The organism is Paenibacillus riograndensis SBR5, from assembly GCF_000981585.1.
Classification (GTDB): Bacteria; Bacillota; Bacilli; order Paenibacillales; family Paenibacillaceae; genus Paenibacillus_AQ; species Paenibacillus_AQ riograndensis.
In genome coordinates, this window is the sequence record NZ_LN831776.1 from 1,647,149 (window position 1) to 1,661,542 (window position 14,394).

The 14,394-nt window shown below is 48.8% G+C and carries 15 protein-coding genes and 2 tRNA genes; 14 read left to right on the forward strand and 3 right to left on the reverse strand.

The window, feature by feature from the left end:
- Positions 1–430: 430 nt before the first annotated feature.
- Positions 431–799, forward strand: coding sequence for a helix-turn-helix domain-containing protein (locus PRIO_RS07140; RefSeq protein WP_020428363.1), 369 nt, complete (start codon positions 431–433; stop codon positions 797–799).
- Between the two features lie 133 nt (positions 800–932).
- Positions 933–1,015 (forward strand) — tRNA-Leu (locus PRIO_RS07145).
- Positions 1,016–1,272: 257 nt separating this feature from the next.
- On the opposite strand, the gene PRIO_RS07150 is transcribed toward PRIO_RS07145, so the two are convergent.
- Positions 1,273–1,470 (reverse strand): hypothetical protein, encoded by a 198-nt coding sequence (locus PRIO_RS07150; RefSeq protein ID WP_020428361.1) that lies wholly within the window; start codon positions 1,468–1,470, stop codon positions 1,273–1,275.
- Between the two features lie 148 nt (positions 1,471–1,618).
- On the opposite strand from PRIO_RS07150, the gene PRIO_RS07155 reads away from it, so the two are divergent.
- From PRIO_RS07155 to PRIO_RS07180, 6 genes are all read left to right on the forward strand, one after another.
- Positions 1,619–1,984, forward strand: a complete 366-nt coding sequence (locus PRIO_RS07155; RefSeq protein WP_020428360.1) for a helix-turn-helix domain-containing protein — start codon at positions 1,619–1,621, stop codon at positions 1,982–1,984.
- 14 nt (positions 1,985–1,998) lie between these two features.
- Positions 1,999–2,081, forward strand: a tRNA-Leu gene (locus PRIO_RS07160).
- 378 nt (positions 2,082–2,459) lie between these two features.
- Positions 2,460–4,670: an MMPL family transporter gene (locus PRIO_RS07165; protein WP_020428359.1), complete on the forward strand. Its 2,211-nt coding sequence runs from the start codon at positions 2,460–2,462 to the stop codon at positions 4,668–4,670.
- A gap of 63 nt (positions 4,671–4,733) precedes the next feature.
- Positions 4,734–5,438 (forward strand): glycosyltransferase family 2 protein, encoded by a 705-nt coding sequence (locus PRIO_RS07170; RefSeq protein ID WP_046501652.1) that lies wholly within the window; start codon positions 4,734–4,736, stop codon positions 5,436–5,438.
- 85 nt (positions 5,439–5,523) lie between these two features.
- Positions 5,524–6,714, forward strand: coding sequence for a sensor histidine kinase (locus PRIO_RS07175; RefSeq protein WP_020428357.1), 1,191 nt, complete (start codon positions 5,524–5,526; stop codon positions 6,712–6,714).
- 3 nt (positions 6,715–6,717) lie between these two features.
- Entirely contained in the window at positions 6,718–7,368 is a 651-nt protein-coding gene (locus PRIO_RS07180; protein ID WP_085981571.1) for a response regulator, read from the forward strand.
- A 151-nt stretch (positions 7,369–7,519) separates the two neighbouring features.
- On the opposite strand, the gene PRIO_RS07185 is transcribed toward PRIO_RS07180, so the two are convergent.
- Positions 7,520–8,002, reverse strand: coding sequence for a glutathione peroxidase (locus tag PRIO_RS07185; protein ID WP_020428355.1), 483 nt, complete (start codon positions 8,000–8,002; stop codon positions 7,520–7,522).
- 186 nt (positions 8,003–8,188) lie between these two features.
- On the opposite strand from PRIO_RS07185, the gene PRIO_RS07190 reads away from it, so the two are divergent.
- The 3 genes from PRIO_RS07190 to PRIO_RS07200 all read left to right on the forward strand — a co-directional run bounded on the left by PRIO_RS07190 (position 8,189) and on the right by PRIO_RS07200 (position 9,589).
- Positions 8,189–8,608, forward strand: coding sequence for an organic hydroperoxide resistance protein (locus PRIO_RS07190; protein ID WP_039788113.1), 420 nt, complete (start codon positions 8,189–8,191; stop codon positions 8,606–8,608).
- A gap of 179 nt (positions 8,609–8,787) precedes the next feature.
- Complete coding sequence (locus PRIO_RS07195) at positions 8,788–9,066, forward strand: hypothetical protein (RefSeq protein ID WP_020428353.1); 279 nt, start codon at positions 8,788–8,790, stop codon at positions 9,064–9,066.
- A gap of 103 nt (positions 9,067–9,169) precedes the next feature.
- A complete protein-coding gene (locus PRIO_RS07200) occupies positions 9,170–9,589 on the forward strand; it encodes a thiol-disulfide oxidoreductase DCC family protein (RefSeq protein ID WP_020428352.1) in 420 nt (139 codons plus the stop codon).
- A gap of 75 nt (positions 9,590–9,664) precedes the next feature.
- On the opposite strand, the gene PRIO_RS07205 is transcribed toward PRIO_RS07200, so the two are convergent.
- Complete coding sequence (locus tag PRIO_RS07205) at positions 9,665–10,852, reverse strand: copper amine oxidase N-terminal domain-containing protein (RefSeq protein WP_020428351.1); 1,188 nt, start codon at positions 10,850–10,852, stop codon at positions 9,665–9,667.
- 273 nt (positions 10,853–11,125) lie between these two features.
- On the opposite strand from PRIO_RS07205, the gene PRIO_RS07210 reads away from it, so the two are divergent.
- From PRIO_RS07210 to PRIO_RS07220, 3 genes are read left to right on the forward strand one after another with little or no spacing between them, the layout of a single operon-like run.
- Positions 11,126–12,295 (forward strand): P-loop NTPase family protein, encoded by a 1,170-nt coding sequence (locus PRIO_RS07210; RefSeq protein ID WP_020428350.1) that lies wholly within the window; start codon positions 11,126–11,128, stop codon positions 12,293–12,295.
- Positions 12,292–13,524 (forward strand): TadA family conjugal transfer-associated ATPase, encoded by a 1,233-nt coding sequence (locus tag PRIO_RS07215; RefSeq protein WP_046501659.1) that lies wholly within the window; start codon positions 12,292–12,294, stop codon positions 13,522–13,524. Before PRIO_RS07210 ends, PRIO_RS07215 begins: the two co-directional genes overlap by 4 nt.
- Before the next feature lie 56 nt (positions 13,525–13,580).
- Positions 13,581–14,384, forward strand: coding sequence for a type II secretion system F family protein (locus PRIO_RS07220; protein WP_081487186.1), 804 nt, complete (start codon positions 13,581–13,583; stop codon positions 14,382–14,384).
- Positions 14,385–14,394 lie beyond the last annotated feature (10 nt).

A 14,394-nucleotide genomic window follows, 5' to 3' on the forward strand; every position in this document is an offset into this window, starting at 1 on the left:
GGCGATGGCTTACACGTATAGGTGAAATCGAAGGAGGACGAATTCTGGTGAACAGCGTTACCGTCAAAGAACAGACGTATTTACAGTTTCAGCGGGACTTATGCGTATCTCGCATGGACGAACGGTACGGTGAAAAAATCAAGAGATGGAATGCGGCCTCAGCTCATTGGTTCCGTGGTAACCGTATTAGAACACATGAACAAGTATACCGCATACAGTTAATTAGCAAAAAGAACTTTGATCATCCAAGGTTCTTTTTGCTTTTTTTGTTTAAGCATAGAGATCAGAATCATAAGTTCGGAGAGTGCAGGTCTGCTATGCTATAATGAAGAAAAGAAATAATAAGAGTTAATTATATACTTATTTACGTTATTTTGCGATAAAAATAACGTTTTTGCGTAAAAATAATTTGGGCGGAAGGCGGTTTGCTATGCACTCTATCTACGAACGAATTGAATATCTGATTAAACGGCAAGGACTTACCAAAAAAGCTTTCTCTGAGCAGCTGAAAATTAGCACCGGCAACATGGGGGACTGGAAGCGGGGCAAGTCGACACCCGGCACGCATAAGCTGATTGAGATCGCCGCTTTTTTTGATGTCAGCCTTGATTGGCTGATTCTGGGCAAACAGAATGCAAACACACTGAAAGAAAGTGGAGAGGATTATTTTTTTGGCCAAATACGGCAACCGAATTGCCAAACGGACGAATTGCTGCCGAAGGAGAAGGAATTTATCAAGGAATATATTGAATTTACTAATTACCGTAAGCATAAGGCGAACGGGGAAGGTTCTTTATGAGTATATTAATATTTATCCTGCCTGGGGTCCAGCCCATTGAAAATTCTTAAGCGGGCATCTTTACTTTTTGCTGCAATGGATTTATAATATTGAATGTTGGCCTCAAACAAAGCTTTAAATTTGTACACACTGCGCGGTAGTGGTGGAATGGCAGACACGCTATCTTGAGGGGGTAGTGGGTGTATACCCGTGGAGGTTCGAGTCCTCTCTACCGCATAACATTCAACAAGAAAAAAACCTTGATTAATCAAGGTTTTTTTTGTTGAATTCTGTAAAACCGTCTTTGATAGATGTAAAAACAAGGTGAAGGTATTGTGCCAGAGCGTTATGACCAGCTTCCTCTGGTACTTTCTGTCTGTGAAACGAATTGTACACCTCTGCGGGTCCCTTAAGCCGCTCCTGAATCAGAGTACTTCATCTGATGAGGAGCGGCTTTTTGTATACAAAGATTGCTGCCGCGTGATGTCCAAAGCTTAGGATGGGGGCAAACCCAAAAGCTCTGAAACCTGGCGCCGGTAGCGTTCCGCTTTGCGGGTGCCATGGATCAGGTTGGATAGGCGATAAGGCGGGATGTTGTAGATCTCACAGAATTTTTTCTGATCCAGATGCAGCTCTGTCAGCCGTTGCTTGATTGCCCAGCCGTAGGGAGTGATGGGACGTTTACTGTTCAAAAGGGGCTCACCTCTTATCGACTATCCAGCCGTATGATATAATGGGATAAGGCATAATAATAGTTAATTATATACTTTTTTACGTCATTTTACAATAAAAATTACGTAAATAAGTGCTTTTTTAAATACATTGGAGGGCGGTTAGCCGATGCAGTCCATCTATGAACGAATTGAATACCTGATTAAGCAAAAGGGAATCACTAAGAAAAAGTTTTGCGAACAGTTAAATATCAGCACAGGGAACATGGGGGATTGGAAACGGGGTAAGTCAACACCAGGGACGCATAAGCTGATTGAGATCGGGGCGTTTTTTCAAGTGAGTCTGGATTGGCTGATCTTAGGCAAAAAGACACCTGAAATGGTGCGTGAAGGATCGGAGGATTATTTTTTTGGCCAATTACGGCAATTGAATTGCCAAAGCGATGAGCTGAAGCCGGAAGAGCAGAATTTCATTAAGGAATACTTCGAATTTACCCAATACCGCAAGCAAAAAGAAACGGAAGAAAATTCTTAATACAACATCACCGCGCGGTAGTGGTGGAATGGCAGACACGCTATCTTGAGGGGGTAGTGGATGTATATCCGTGGAGGTTCGAGTCCTCTCTACCGCATAACATGTAATTAGCAAAAAGCCCTCATTCTTACAATTACTCCGATAAAAAATGACAGCAACTAGCGCGTATGCCGGACAACATCTGCCTTACCGCTGATGCTTTAGCCCTGCAGCGTTCGCCGAAAGACAGCTATTATTGGCACAAAAAAGGTATTGGAAACGGGTGGCTGGAGGTTTAATTTAATTAAGCATGCGAAGAATTTCCTTCGCATGCTTTTTTACGTTGAAGTCACACTGCCTTGCGCGGTTTTTTTTGACTTAAGGGCTGCCCAAAAGGGCAGAATCCGCGTGCCCTTTTGGACGATGGCAGGAGATCTCCCGAGCTATAGGATAGGTACATAGAGAAAACATTTAGCTAAGAGGAGACGATACTGAAATGGCAAAAATATTATACAGACTGGGGTTTTGGTCGGCGAAAAACCGGCTAAAAGTCCTTCTGGGCAGCATTACGCTTTTAGTGGCGGCGGCGATTGTAGCGTTATCGATGGGAGTTCATTTTGGTGAGGAGACTTCCATCCCCGGACTTGCCTCGCAAAAAACACTCGAGGTTATGGAAAAGGAATTTCCAAACCCGCAAAGTGGACTCGGTAAAACCCAACTGGTGCTGAAGGCTCCGGACAATGAAAGGTTATCCTCTGAGACTGCAAAGCAGCTCGTTACCGCCAAACTCAAGGAAGTGGCAGCAGATCCGGAGGTGACATCAGTAGTAAGTCCATATGACAATCATTCATTGAATGCGGACAGCACCATCGGTTACGCAACAATTACCTATGCGGTACCAGGCGATGAAGTAACGGATGAATCCAAAGATTCAGTTAATGAGATTGCAGAGAGCCTTCGTGATGCCGGCTGGCAGGCTGAATTGATTGGAGACGGCTATGTAAAAATGGCGACCAGCAGTCCGACCGAAGCGCTCGGCGTGCTTCTGGCCCTGGTAATCCTTGCTGTTGCACTAGGTTCCATCCTTACCGGTGTCCTTCCGATTGTGACGGCAGGTTTAGGGCTCGGATTTGGTATTATGCTGATTATCATCGGAACCAGTTTCCTGGACGTTCCTTCGTTTGCTTTATCACTGGCAGGTATGCTTGGATTGGCTGTAGGTATTGACTATGCTTTGTTCATTATCGCCAGATACCGCCAGCAGCTTGCAGAAGGTTATGAGCGGCGGGAAGCGATTGCCATCGCGAACGGCACGGCTGGGAGTGCGGTTGTGTTTGCCGGAGTAACGGTTATTATCGCTCTGGTCGGTTTTTCCTTCGTTGGAGTACCGTTCCTTACGGCTATGGGTATGGCTGGTGCACTTACTGTATTTACCGCAATACTTATGACGATATTCGTTGTACCGGCAATTTTGGACCTGCTGGGGGGCAAGGTTAAAGCGCCTGCCAAGCGGGCAGGAAGCAAGCAGAAGCCGGCGGGCCGCAGCAATCTGTGGGGGAGATTCGTTACCGGTCATCCTTTAGTGGCTGTCCTGCTGGGAGTAGCGCTGCTTGCAACCATTGCTCTGCCATTCTTCCACATGGAGACAGGTCTTGGAAATGATGGCCATAAATCGCCGGATAAAACCGAACGCCGGGCCTATGATCTCCTTTCCGAAGCCTATGGCGAAGGGTATCATGGACCGTTAGTGCTTTTGGCTGAAACGGATGGCGGGAAAGAGGCTGCAGCCAATCTCAATAAAGTGATTGAGGAAGTAAAAACTTATCCCAACGTCGCGATGGTAAACCCGGCGGTCACCGCGCCTTCCGGAAAAGTATCGCTGATTACGGTTATGCCGGCAACAGGCCCCAATGATTCAGCAACCATTGACCTTGTCCATTTAATTCGTGATAAGGCACCCGAAATAGAGCAGCAGGATCATATTAAGATTGGTGTGACCGGCAGCACGGCTGTCAATATCGATATCACGCAGAAGTTGAATCAGGCCTTACCTGAATTCTGCCTAATCATTGTCGGCTTGGCCTTTGTACTGCTTATGCTGGTATTCCGTTCAATTCTGGTTCCGATCAAGGCCGTACTTGGATTTATTCTTTCACTTGGCGCAACTTTGGGATTTGTTACTTACGTCGTTCAGGACGGCCACTTCCAAAAATTATTCGGATTCTATGCCGAAGCACCGGTGTTTAATTTCTTGCCAATCATTGTAGTCGGCGTCCTGTTCGGTTTGGCTATGGACTATGAAGTGTTTCTGGTCAGCCGGATGCGCGAGGAATTCAAGAAGAGCGGAGATGCCAAAAAATCCGTTCTTGCCGGTATCCGCCACAGCGGCGGAGTCGTGACCGCAGCAGGGCTCATCATGGTTGCCGTCTTTACCGGGTTCATTCTGGCAGAGGAGCCTATGGTTAAGGTCATGGGGCTGGCGCTTGCCTTCGGTGTTCTCTTTGATGCTTTTATCGTCCGGATGCTCATTGTTCCCGGGGTGATGACCTTGCTTGGGAAGTCGGCCTGGTATTTTCCAAAATGGCTGGACCGCCTGCTTCCGAATCTCGACGTGGAAGGTGAGGGAGTGATGGAGGAAGTGGAGAAAAAACAGCGGGAATTTACGAAGGAATCTAACATCAGATTATTGGCTAAGCCATTAGAATAAGTTGGTTTAAGAAGCGTGGTGAGGAATCAGCAATCAAATTCAATGACAGAGAGGTGTCGCTTCATGACCCGGCTTTCAGTGGTCGCACCTGTGTATAACGAAGAGGGGAATATTTATGATCTTTATTTAAGCATCACTGATGCGTTGAAAGGGAAAATAGAGAGCTATGAAATCCTGTTAGTGAATGATGGAAGCAAAGATCGGAGTGCAGTGCTGCTCAATGAGATCGCTCAGATGGATAAGTCTGTAAAGGTCATCCACTTCGAGAAGAATTACGGACAAACGGCTGCGGTCTGGGCCGGAATAAAGAACTCAACAGGTGAATTAATCGCCCTTATGGATGCCGATCTGCAGACAGATCCCAGGGATATTTTTAGATTAATGCCCTTTATCGGGCGGATAGATTTTGTGAACGGGAAACGGATAGACCGTAAAGATACCCTGCTTAAGAAAATATCTTCACGTATCGGGAATGGAATCCGCAATTGGATCACCGGAGATTCGATTTATGATACAGGCTGTCCCATGAAGCTCTTCACACGGGAGGTAGCCGACAGCCTTTATTTATATAACGGGATGCACAGGTTTTTGCCGACATTAGCAAAGATGAACGGCTTTTCGGTCATCGAAGTCTCGGTAACCCATCAGGAAAGGAAACATGGGGTATCCAAATACAGGGTGTTGAACCGCGCATATGCAGGATTCATGGATGCCCTTGTGATCGGCTGGCTCAAAAAAAGAGTAATCCTGTACCGGATTAAGGGATGATGCTATGTGTACAGGTGCAAGTCCGGGGGTGTAAAAGGTATACTTGAGAACATAGGTCATCATGTTACAGCTTAGGGGGAGAATATTGAACGAAAAAAACGGCATGCAAAATATTAGTGATTTATTCGCTTCAAGGCTGCCGACACTAATTTGGGTATCCATTGTATATGTTGGAACTATAGTATTGCAATTTCTTAGGGAACATTTGATTTTAGAGAGTGCTGTATTTACAGGCTTATTTACAATTCATGTATTATTGCATTGGAATTCCTACAGAGTCACCTACAAAAAATTCTGGATTTACTTCTCAGTTCAAGCAGCTTTAATCTATTTGTGTGCCATTTTAATGCGTGACGGGTATCAGGCGGTTTTAATCGGGCTGCTGCCTATACTGATAGCTCAGACCCTTAGTTATTCATTCCGTGTGAAGAGAGTAGTGTTCGTTTCACTGATCAGTATTATTGTTTTTTTTGATTCTGCTCTGACTGTGGGGGATAGGGATGAACTGATCGTATTTCTTCCTATATTTCTTCTGATGCTTATTGTTGTGCTGGCTTATGCAATATTATTCTTCAAGCAGGTTCAAGAGCGGCTCAGAATTCAGAGTTTTCTGGAGGATTTAAGAGAAGCCCATGAAAAGGTAGAGGAATTAACCCTTGCCAATGAACGCCAGCGGATGGCGCGGGATTTGCATGATACACTGGCACAAGGTGTCGCCGGACTGATTATGCGGCTGGAGGCTGCAGATGCCCATATGTCACAAAATCATCCGGAGAGGGCACAGGAAATTATCAGGCAGTCTATGCAGCAGGCACGCCGGACATTGGCTGAAGCCCGGAGAGCGATTGACAATTTGCGGTTAAAGTCAGCTCCAGAGATGGATTTCAAAGAGGCCATTGCTGATGAAATTGAACATTTTAGAGAGGCTACGGGTATCGTCGTATCCACAGATTATCGTTTGAACAAACGATTATCCAGGCTGCAGATGGAACACAGCTTGCATATTGTTAAAGAATGTCTGACGAATATTGCCCGCCATGCAAAGGCGGATAAAGTATGGGTATTTGTTTCTACGCAAAACGATAAACTAATCATTGAAATTCAGGATAATGGTATCGGATTTAAAACGGATGATATCGGCAAGGATGCCGGACACTATGGACTGCTGGGAATTAAAGAGCGGGTACGGCTAATTGGAGGAGAAATTTACGTGAACAGTAACTCAGAAGGAACCCGTGTTAAGCTGGAGACACCCTTCATTAGAAGGAGAACATAAATGATTGTATATAAGATTCTGATTGTAGATGATCATTTGGTTGTCCGGGAAGGCCTAAAGCTGATTCTGGAGACAAACGAGCAGTTTCAAGTGGTTGGTGAAGCTGAAAACGGTGCAGAGGCGCTGCCAATGATTAAGGAACTGCATCCTGATGTGATCCTGATGGACTTGAATATGCCAGTTATGGGCGGACTGGAAACCATGCAAGAGTTAAAAAAACAAGGGTCTTCGATTCCGGTAATCATCCTTACAACCTATAACGAAGATGATCTAATGATAAGCGGACTGGCCATGGGAGCGAAGGGTTATTTATTAAAAGATACCAGCCGTGAGAATCTGTTCAGAAATATTGAGTCGGCAGTACGTGGAGAAACCTTGCTGTCGGCAGACATTATGGAACGCGTAATTACAGCCCGGGCGCAGCAGAAAGATTCAATCTCTCCTCAAAATGAAGCCGCTCGTTTGACCGATAAGGAAACAATTATTCTGCAGGCTGTTGCCCGGGGTTTCAAAAGCAAAGTTATTGCCATTGATATGGGAATCTCCGAACGTACAGTAAAAGCACATTTAACGGCTATTTATAATAAACTTGGAGTGGATTCACGTTCTCAAGCGGTAGCTGTTGCACTTGAGCGGGGGATTTTGGAAATGTAAACGGTCTAGTGGATGACAAGCTGGCTGGCTACTATGTGCTGCATCCGAATAATATTGGCAGATGCAGTCATAGATACTTGTAAGATGAAAAAGACTCTTCACACATGGCATTGGGCTGTGCATGAAGAGTCTTTTTTGGCTAACCGTGTAATTATTGCTCAAGCAGCTTGGCGATATCCGCCTCGATCTGGTCTGGTGTGGTCTGCGGGGCGAACCGTTTCAGCACACGGCCCTCCTGGTCTACCAGGAACTTGGTGAAGTTCCATTTGATGCTTTTGGAGCCCAGCACGCCCGGTGCTTCCTTGGAGAGGTATTTGAAGAGCGGATGCGCCCCGTCACCCTTCACATCAATCTTCTCGTACATCGGGAAGGTTACTCCATAATTAATTTCGCAGAACTCTGCGATGTCTTCACTCTCGCCCGGCTCCTGGCCTGCAAACTGGTTGCTTGGAAAGCCGAGCACTTCAAAACCGCGGTCCTTGAATTTATCGTACACTTCCTGGAGACCCTTGTACTGGGGAGTAAAGCCGCATTTGCTGGCTGTATTGACGACGAGCAGCACTTTGCCTTTGTACTTGGATAGGGATTCTTCCTGACCGCGCAGCGTGTTGGCTTCATAATCATAAATACTCATCAATGATACCTCCCGAACATTAATTTATCACAATTTAATTTTACACTATTTATCGTAAGAAGCAAGCCGTAAGGTTATAACAACATTGCATCTCCGTTTCAAACCATGTCTAATGTTTAAGTAAAAAGTATGTGCAGTTAAAATTTGGCTTGAAAAAGGAGAGAATGGACGATGACAGCATTAACAATGAAACCTTTGTACACAGCTTCTGCTACGGTCCGCGGCGGACGCGAAGGGTCGGTGGAATCCTCGGACGGTGCTCTGAAGCATGATCTCAAAATGCCAAAAGAGCTGGGAGGCCCGGGAGGTACGGGAACGAACCCGGAGCAGCTGTTCGCAGCAGGTTATGGCGCTTGTTATGAAAGCGCTCTGGCGAATATCGCCCGTAAAGAGGGCGTGAAGCTTCAGGATGTGGTTGTGACCTCCAACGTGCTGATCGGCAAGGATGAAAGTGACGGAGGCTTCAAGCTGGCGGTAAAACTGGATGTAAGCCTGCCCGGCATTGAACGCGCAAAAGCAGAGGACCTTGCCCGCAAAGCTCATGAGTTCTGTCCCTACTCCAAGGCAACCCGCGGCAATATTGAGGTTGAACTGAACGTATTGTAAACCGTATTTTTTGGAAAAAATGTCTAAATAGAGTCGGGAATTTCAGGCCGGGCCATAAATCGCAGGCGGGAGCGTCCGCTTTGGTTGACATCACCCCCAAAATTCTTTAATATGTCTAAGTATCTGTTAATGTCGCGCGTGCAATTAACTACCAAAAATTTAAATAATGGGTGATGAAGATGTCTTACAGACCGAATATTACGAATGTGACCAAAGCCAGCAGCAACGATAAGGAAGGATTATACGAGTTCATTATCAAGCTTGCTGACGGAACGGAGTGCCGCGCGTTCTACAATCGGTTTCCGGAATGGAAAATGACGAACATCAGCCGCCTGCTTAAGACGCCATGTCCGGTGTGCCGCAAAGACTTCATCTGTAAATGCATGGAAGCTTTCACAGCTGATTTCGAAGGGCAGATGCTTGGGAACGAATGGATCGACAAGGCAATCGCAGAGTAAATTGAACGGACGGTTTTGAAGGCGTGGGAGCTTATCCCGCGCTTTTGTTTTTTTTCGGGGAGGATTCTGGATATACTGTGACTATCTGAAGGGGGAGGGCAATGTGAAAGTACAAGAGGAAGCTCTAACAAACAAATCTGTCGTACTGATTGACGGGGTCTGCCATCTGTGCCAGGGGCTGGTGCGGTTCATTATCCCCCGTGATCCCCAAGGCCGGATTCTGTTTGCCCCTTTACAGAGTGAGATTTCCCGTAAGCTGACGAATGACAGCGGTCTTGTGCCCGGGCAGCTCAGCACGGTTGTCCTGCTGGAGAACGGCGTCTGCTATACGGAATCGGCTGCAGTGCTGCGGATCGCCCGCAAACTGCGTTTTCCGTGGCCTGCTGCTTATTTGCTTATCATTATCCCCCGTCCGCTGCGGGACGCCCTGTACAGGTTGGTTGCGAGGAACCGTTACCGCTGGTTCGGCCGGGATGAACAATGTATGGTTCCGACGCCGGAGATCCGGAAGCGGTTTCTGTAGAAGACATTACAAAGCGCAGCGGGTGCTCCGATAGAGCCCTGCTGCGTTTTTGGTAACAGAGAATGTCAAAATTGCCTAGTTGGTCAGCGGTTTCACGCTAAGGCTGTAGGTTTGTACCAGCTTCCACTTGCCATCTGCCGATTTCTTGACGGTTGTGACGGTTTCACCCCGGTTATCGGTGAACTGTGGACCCTTAAGCTTTTTGGTGGTCATAACGGCATAAATCGCGGCTTCATTATCATTGTAATAAATAACTTTGGATGACTCCAGTTTGGATTCCAAATCATAGGAGTTAAAAAGCTGCTTGTAAGTCTGCCCGCTCAGCTTGTAGGCTGGAGAGGACTCGTCTATGGTAGACAGTACGCCAGTCAGATCTTCTTTGTTGGTGTAATCCGTATTCGCCTGCAGCACGGCCTTGATCTGCTCTTCATCGGCTGCCGGAACGGTGATTTTGGCTTCAAGCGCTCCTGCCGGGAGGGAATACTGGACAGCCTGGATTTGCACATTGCTGATCAGCCAGCTGGAGCCGGAATCATTTTTGGTAAGCGAATAAATGTATTCTGCAGTACTGTTCGGTATGAAGGCCCCGCCGGTTCTTTCCGTTGTTTCCACAACGTCCACAGTTGCTTCCTTCTCCTTGATATCGATAATGTCCATTCTGGAAATTGTTGTGGTGACGTCGTAAGCTGCCATCTGCTCCTTAAATGCCGTTGCGGCTGCGGCCAGCGGTGACTTCGGATCGATCAGACTTATAAATCCCTCGTAATCTTCTTTGTTGGAATAGCTGACGTATTGGTCAAAAAGCTTGGAAATCCCCTTGTCGTCCGCGCTGTTCAGACTGCTTTTGATTTCTACGGAATTGGCTTTGGCGTTCCAGACTACACTTTTGCCTGTTGCTTCGCCCACGAAACGGAGCGGGACATAAGTAACGTTGTTGACCATTTTTGGAGCGGTTGCGAGCTGCTTTACGGTTCCGTTCACGGTCGCTTTTTTGCTGCCGAGCTGCAGAGTGATTGTCAGGCCTTCCTTAGAGGCTGTGATGGTGCCTGTCTTGGAATTCCACACCAGGGTAAGGCCCAGCTTCTCAAAAATCGGACGCATGGGAACGAGAATGGAACCTTGATCCTTGACTGGCGCGCTGCTGCTCAGGTTCAGTTTCTGCTGATCAACGGTTACGGTGATAGGCTGCTCTGCCGCTGCTGCCGATACGCTGATAACACCGGATATGGCTACAGCGGCAAGAAAACCGGGTACAAATTTCATGTGTCGAAAATCTCCTTTGTTATATGTTGGGGGGCGGCAAATGATGGACGTATAAATTATACAGGACAATAATGGTTCGGGGAATATCCTGTGCTGGATATAAGAGCTGACGGAATTTTGGGAAAGTAAAAAAAGGTATTGCTGTGATCTCATATATATGCTACTATAGCTGTAAATTATAGGAATAGTAACGGAAGTACCGTTCAATGACCGTATCCCACGGTTATTGGCGGTGCTTTTTTTGTTGTCTTTTTGCAGAAAGGAGAGTGTGACATGGCAGCGAGAATCGTTCTCGCAGTACGCGAAAGCCAATACATTGAGCCCTTGCTCCACTATATACACCATAGTGAATATGGAGGGATGCTGCGGGTCAGCGCGTTCAGCATGCTGGATGCCTTTATGGAATTTATGCAGGGGGAGGAAGTCCCGGACGCGGTTGTAGGAGATCCTTCTTTTATTGAGGCGTGGCTGGTGGAAGGGAGGAATTCAGTGCCGTGGGCAGTTCTTAGTGATGATGGGGACATCCGCGGCAATCCCTCCGGGAGTCTGGCGGGCGGACAAATGATTATCAAGTATCAGGCGCTGCCTTCCCTGCTGGAGTCCATACTTCAGCTATGTGATCTGAAGCGAAGCCGGATGGCGTCCGTGCCCAAGGAGGAGACGCTGCTGCTGGGTGTGGTCTCAGCCAGCGGCAGCAGCGGCAAAACCACGCTTGCGCTCAATATGGCGAAGCAGCTTGGGGGGCTGGGGTTGTCCGTTTTTTATCTGAATCTGGAAAGTGTGGACAGCAGCGGATTGTTCCTGCGCTTGCCGGACGGCAGCGCCCCCGGTCTGGAGCGACTGCTGTATGAACTGAAGGCAAGCGCAGGAGAGGGGGGCCTAGCGCAATCAGGAAAGATGGAGCTTGAACAGTATGTGATCCGGCATGAAAGTCTGCGAAGCGAGGCCTTCAGACCGGTAGACAATCTTAAGGAAAAGCTGGAGATGACGCTGACGGATACACTGGATGTGCTGGAAGAGCTGTCCGGGGCGGGGCGCTATGATGTTGTCATTGTAGATACCGGGGGCATTGAGGAGCAGCAGACCCAGGCCGTTCTGCATAGATGCGGCCTCCTGCTCTGGGTGCTGACGGGGGATAAGAACAGCATGCACAAGACCGGGCGATGGCTGGAGCATTGCAGTAAACCCCACTCAGGCAGACTGCAGGAGGTACAGGGCAAAAGCAGGTTTGTGCTGAATTTTGCAGCCGATGCCAATAGCGGAGGGGTTCTTCCTGAGGGGGTGGAAATGGATGCTGTGCTTCCTTATATCTCTTCCTGGGCCGTACAGCACCACGGGGAGCTGTGCCTGAATTCCCCGCAATTCATCTTCGGGATACAGCAGCTCTGCTCGGGAATCATTGAGCCCGCGCTGCCGCGTGTCTTTACAGGGAATGGTATATGAATGAAGAGATGTTCCGGCTGCTCCGCAGTGACATCCGTTCCGGACTGGACCTGACCTCCGCTGTCGGCAACCGTGAGCTTACCGCTTATATAGAGCAGACGGTTCTTGCGCGGGACAGCCTGCGGCATCTGACCGCTCAAGAGAAGCATACCCTGGTCAAGAAGCTGTTCGATTCATTCCGGGGGCTGGATGTGCTGCAGCCGCTGGTGGATAATCCGGCGATCACCGAGATTATGATCAACAGCCATGATGAGATTTTTGTCGAGGAGAACGGGCTGATCCGCCGCCTCCCGCTGGCCTTTGAGTCCAGCAGCCGGTTGGAGGATATTATCCAGTCGGTGGTCTCCGGTGTTAACCGGGTGGTCAACGATTCCTCGCCGATTGTGGATGCACGGCTGAAGGACGGGTCCCGGGTCAATATCGTTCTGCCGCCGGTAGCACTGAAGGGGCCGGCGATGACTATCCGCAAGTTTCCCGAAACGCCGATGACGATGAACGAGCTGATCCGCCGGGAAACTGTAAGTATGGAGGCTGCCGAGCTTCTGCAGATGTTAGTGGCGGCGAAATACAATATTTTTATCAGCGGCGGCACCGGCTCAGGCAAGACAACCTTTCTAAATGCATTGTCGCAGTTCATCCCACCGCAGGAGCGTGTGATTACGATAGAGGATTCAGCCGAGCTGCAGATCGTCACCGTACCGAATCTCGTTTCGCTGGAGACGAGAAATGCGAATACGGAAGGCCGGGGAGAGATCAGTATCCGTGATCTGATCCGTTCCTCGCTGCGGATGCGGCCGAACCGCATTGTGGTGGGCGAGGTTCGGGGAGCGGAATGCCTCGATATGCTTCAGGCGATGAATACAGGTCATGACGGCTCGCTGAGTACAGGGCACTCAAACAGTGCCCGGGATATGGTCAGCCGTCTGGAAACGATGGTACTTAGTGCTGCCGATCTGCCAGTGGCGGTTGTCCGGCAGCAGATCGGGTCTGCGATTGATATCTTCGTGCATCTGTCGCGGCTGCGTGACCGTTCCCGCCGGGTGACGGAAATCTGTGAGGTTGCCGGGGTCAAGGAGGGGGAGGTGGTGCTGAATCCGCTCTATGAATTCCGTGAAACGGGGGGGACGGACGGACATGTTCAGGGCGGTCTGATCCCCAGCGGGAACCCGATGCTGCATACCGGCAAGCTCAGGATGGCCGGAATCCACTGGAAGGGGGAAGTGCTCTGATCTCGTTAAAACAGAAGGGGCAGCATCTCCGAAATAGCGGTGCACACAGGTTGGGTATGAACAGCAGACCGCTCCCGGGGAGCGTTGCGCCGAAGGGGAATCCCGGTGCGGCGGCGCAACTGCCGGATTATACCGTGTACGTATTGGCTTCCTGGCACAAAATCACAGCAATGCTGGTTGGCGGAACGCTGCTCTGGGCGATTGGCTACCTATTTTACCACAATGGGCTGCTGTCCCTGCTGCTGGCTCCGGGCGGGGCTTATGCGCCGCGAATACTGCGGGATTATCTGCACCGGCGGCGGCGTGCCGCACTTAATCTGCAATTTAAGCAGATGCTGTTTTCGCTATCTTCTTCATTGTCCGCCGGCCGCTCTGTGGAGAATGCTTTTCGCGAAGCGGTGCAGGATCTGCTGATGCTTGACCCGGAGGGTGACAGCGATATGATCTCTGAGCTGAACATTATCTGTGCACGCATGGAGTATGGACAGCCGGTTGAAGAAGCGTTGAATGATTTCAGCAAACGGGCAGGCATGGAAGATGTCGAACGGTTCGCCGATGTCTTCTCCGTCTGTAAACGGACCGGGGGCGACCTGGTAGAAATCGTGCGGCGCACTTCAACCATTATCGGGGAGAAACTGGATATGCAGCAGGAGATTGCTGTCAGCATTGCCCAGAAGAAATTTGAGGCCAAGGCTTTGCTGGTTTCACCGCTCATCATGGTGACATTCATGAGTCTGACAGCGGGGGATTATATGCAGCCGATGTATACAGGTGCAGGTATTGCGATCTCTACACTGGCTCTTGGACTGCTTTTTCTATGCTGCCTGTGGACTTCCAAAATCATGAATATTCCACTGTAAAGGAGGTGAA

What these genes read in the sequence shown, in the direction of transcription:
- PRIO_RS07170 (WP_046501652.1), top strand. Translation starts at nt 4,734, where the DNA reads ATGACCCGGCTTTCAGTGGTCGCACCTGTGTATAACGAAGAGGGGAAT.
- PRIO_RS07220 (WP_081487186.1), top strand. Translation starts at nt 13,581, where the DNA reads ATGAACAGCAGACCGCTCCCGGGGAGCGTTGCGCCGAAGGGGAATCCC.
- PRIO_RS07210 (WP_020428350.1), top strand. Translation starts at nt 11,126, where the DNA reads ATGGCAGCGAGAATCGTTCTCGCAGTACGCGAAAGCCAATACATTGAG.
- PRIO_RS07165 (WP_020428359.1), top strand. Translation starts at nt 2,460, where the DNA reads ATGGCAAAAATATTATACAGACTGGGGTTTTGGTCGGCGAAAAACCGG.
- PRIO_RS07190 (WP_039788113.1), top strand. Translation starts at nt 8,189, where the DNA reads ATGAAACCTTTGTACACAGCTTCTGCTACGGTCCGCGGCGGACGCGAA.
- PRIO_RS07155 (WP_020428360.1), top strand. Translation starts at nt 1,619, where the DNA reads ATGCAGTCCATCTATGAACGAATTGAATACCTGATTAAGCAAAAGGGA.
- PRIO_RS07205 (WP_020428351.1), bottom strand. Translation starts at nt 10,852, where the DNA reads ATGAAATTTGTACCCGGTTTTCTTGCCGCTGTAGCCATATCCGGTGTT.
- PRIO_RS07195 (WP_020428353.1), top strand. Translation starts at nt 8,788, where the DNA reads ATGTCTTACAGACCGAATATTACGAATGTGACCAAAGCCAGCAGCAAC.
- PRIO_RS07185 (WP_020428355.1), bottom strand. Translation starts at nt 8,002, where the DNA reads ATGAGTATTTATGATTATGAAGCCAACACGCTGCGCGGTCAGGAAGAA.
- PRIO_RS07215 (WP_046501659.1), top strand. Translation starts at nt 12,292, where the DNA reads ATGAATGAAGAGATGTTCCGGCTGCTCCGCAGTGACATCCGTTCCGGA.
- PRIO_RS07140 (WP_020428363.1), top strand. Translation starts at nt 431, where the DNA reads ATGCACTCTATCTACGAACGAATTGAATATCTGATTAAACGGCAAGGA.